At 55.6% G+C, this 3,242-nt stretch carries 1 rRNA gene; it reads left to right on the top strand.

Annotated elements, in window-relative coordinates:
- Positions 1–76 precede the first annotated feature (76 nt).
- Positions 77–3,189 (top strand): 23S ribosomal RNA (locus tag Apa02nite_RS50615).
- Positions 3,190–3,242: the final 53 nt, after the last annotated feature.

Raw genomic sequence — 3,242 nt, 5'->3', positions numbered from 1 at the left:
GGTGTTTTGCGGATGGGGTTGTGGGTTGGTCGTTGGTTGAGAATTGCACAGTGGACGCGAGCATCTTGTTTTTTGTGGTTAAGTTGTCAAGGGCGAACGGTGGATGCCTTGGCACCAGGAGCCGATGAAGGACGTGGTAGGCCGCGATAGGCCTGGGGGAGCTGCCAAACTAGCTGTGATCCCAGGGTGTCCGAATGGGGAAACCTGGCACGAGTCATGTCGTGTCATCCATGCCTGAATTCATAGGGTGTGTGAGGGGAACGCGGGGAAGTGAAACATCTCAGTACCCGCAGGAAGAGAAAACAACCGTGATTCCGTGAGTAGTGGCGAGCGAAAGCGGATCTAGCCTAAACCTTGCGTGTGTGATACCTGTCAGGGGTTGCGCGTGGGGGGTTGTGGGACCTGCTTATCAGGACTGACATTCTGGTGAAGAGTTACAAAGTTTCATGCTAGTCGAACGACGTGGGAAAGTCGGCCGTAGACGGTGAGAGCCCGGTAGACGAAAGTGTGTGACCTCTTTGCAGTGTTCCCGAGTAGCAGCGGACTCCTAGAATCTGCTGTGAATCTGCCAGGACCACCTGGTAAGGCTGAATACTTCCTGGTGACCGATAGCGGACAAGTACCGTGAGGGAATGGTGAAAAGTACCCCGGGAGGGGAGTGAAATAGTACCTGAAACCGTTCGCCTACAATCCGTCAGAGCCACCCTAGCAGTGGTGATGGCGTGCCTTTTGAAGAATGAGCCTGCGAGTTAGTGGCATGTGGCGAGGTTAACCCGTGTGGGGAAGCCGTAGCGAAAGCGAGTCTGAATAGGGCGCTTTTAGTCGCATGTTCTAGACCCGAAGCGGAGTGATCTAGCCATGGGCAGGTTGAAGCGTGGGTAAGACTGCGTGGAGGACCGAACCCACCAACGTTGAAAAGTTGGGGGATGACCTGTGGTTAGGGGTGAAAGGCCAATCAAACTCCGTGATAGCTGGTTCTCCCCGAAATGCATTTAGGTGCAGCGTCGCGTGTTTCTTGCCGGAGGTAGAGCACTGGATGGTCTAGGGGGCCCACAAGCTTACTGAAATCAGCCAAACTCCGAATGCCGGTAAGTGAGAGCGCGGCAGTGAGACTGCGGGGGATAAGCTTCGTAGTCGAGAGGGAAACAGCCCAGATCGCCAGCTAAGGCCCCTAAGCGTGTGCTAAGTGGAAAAGGATGTGGGATCGCATTGACAACCAGGAGGTTGGCTTAGAAGCAGCCATCCTTTAAAGAGTGCGTAATAGCTCACTGGTCAAGTGGTTCCGCGCCGACAATGTAGCGGGGCTCAAGCACACCGCCGAAGCTGTGGCATTCATACTTTACCCGGCTGTCGTCTTTGGGCGATGGTCCAGGTGTGTGGATGGGTAGGGGAGCGTCGTGTAGCGGGTGAAGCGGCGGAGTGATCCAGCCGTGGACGCTACACGAGTGAGAATGCAGGCATGAGTAGCGAATGAAGGGTGAGAACCCCTTCCGCCGGATGACCAAGGGTTCCAGGGCCAGGCTAATCCGCCCTGGGTGAGTCGGGGCCTAAGGCGAGGCCGAGAGGCGTAGTCGATGGATAACGGGTTGATATTCCCGTACCCGCAAAAGAGCGCCCAAGACGAACCTTCAGTTACTAACTTTTCGATCAATTCAATGGTTTCGGCCGGCGATGCGGGAGACTAGGACCTATTGGGGTAGTAGTTTAGCGATGGGGTGACGCAGGAAGGTAGATGATCCCGGCCGGTGGTTGTGCCGGGGTAAGCGTGTAGGCCGTACCGTAGGCAAATCCGCGGTGCATTAAGGTTGAGACGTGATGCCGAGCCGTTCTGGTGAAGTCATTGATCCTATGCTGCCGAGAAAAGCCTCTAGCGAGCTTTGAGCGGCCCGTACCCTAAACCGACACAGGTGGTCAGGTAGAGAATACCAAGGCGACGGGTGAACTGTGGTTAAGGAACTCGGCAAATTGCCCCCGTAACTTAGGGAGAAGGGGGGCCGGACGCGTGAAGCCACTTGCTGGTGGAGCGTGGTATGGCCGCAGAGAGCAGGGGGAAGCGACTGTTTACTAAAAACACAGGTCCATGCCAAGTCGTAAGACGATGTATATGGACTGACGCCTGCCCGGTGCTGGAACGTTAAGGGGACCTGTTAGCTCTTCGGGGCGAGGCGGAGAACTTAAGCGCCAGTAAACGGCGGTGGTAACTATAACCATCCTAAGGTAGCGAAATTCCTTGTCGGGTAAGTTCCGACCTGCACGAATGGCGTAACGACTTCCCCACTGTCTCAACCACAGGCCCGGCGAAATTGCAGTACGAGTAAAGATGCTCGTTACGCGCGGCAGGACGGAAAGACCCCGGGACCTTTACTATAGCTTGACATTGGTATCTGAATTCGATTGTGTAGGATAGGTGGGAGACTGTGAAGCTCGGACGCCAGTTCGGGTGGAGTCATTGTTGAAATACCACTCTGTTGGGTTTGGGTATCTAACTTGCGGCCCTGATCGGGTCGAGGGACAGTGTCTGGTGGGTAGTTTAACTGGGGCGGTTGCCTCCTAAAGGGTAACGGAGGCGCCCAAAGGTTCCCTCAGCCTGGTTGGCAATCAGGTGTTGAGTGTAAGTGCACAAGGGAGCTTGACTGTGAGACTGACGGGTCGAGCAGGGACGAAAGTCGGGACTAGTGATCCGGCACTTGCGTGTGGAAGCGGTGTCGCTCAACGGATAAAAGGTACCCCGGGGATAACAGGCTGATCTTCCCCAAGAGTCCATATCGACGGGATGGTTTGGCACCTCGATGTCGGCTCGTCGCATCCTGGGGCTGTAGCAGGTCCCAAGGGTTGGGCTGTTCGCCCATTAAAGCGGTACGCGAGCTGGGTTTAGAACGTCGTGAGACAGTTCGGTCCCTATCCGCCGTGCGCGTTGGATACTTGAGAAGGGCTGTCCCTAGTACGAGAGGACCGGGACGGACGAACCTCTGGTGTGCCAGTTGTTCCGCCAGGAGCATGGCTGGTTGGCTACGTTCGGAAGGGATAACCGCTGAAAGCATCTAAGCGGGAAGCCTGCTTCGAGATGAGGTATCCCACCACCTTTGAGTGGGTAAGGCCCCCAGCTAGATTACTGGGTTGATAGGCCGGAGATGTAAGCACGGTAACGTGTTGAGTTGACCGGTACTAATAGGCCGAGGGCTTAACCACCTCAAACTTTGTGCTACGCGTCCACTGTGTGATTCACAGCAAACGAACAACCA

The sequence above is a fragment of the Actinoplanes palleronii genome (genome assembly GCF_016862315.1).
Taxonomy (GTDB): Bacteria; Actinomycetota; Actinomycetes; order Mycobacteriales; family Micromonosporaceae; genus Actinoplanes; species Actinoplanes palleronii.
Note: the sequence above shows the minus strand (reverse complement) of the source record. Positions and strands in the feature narration are given on the sequence as shown.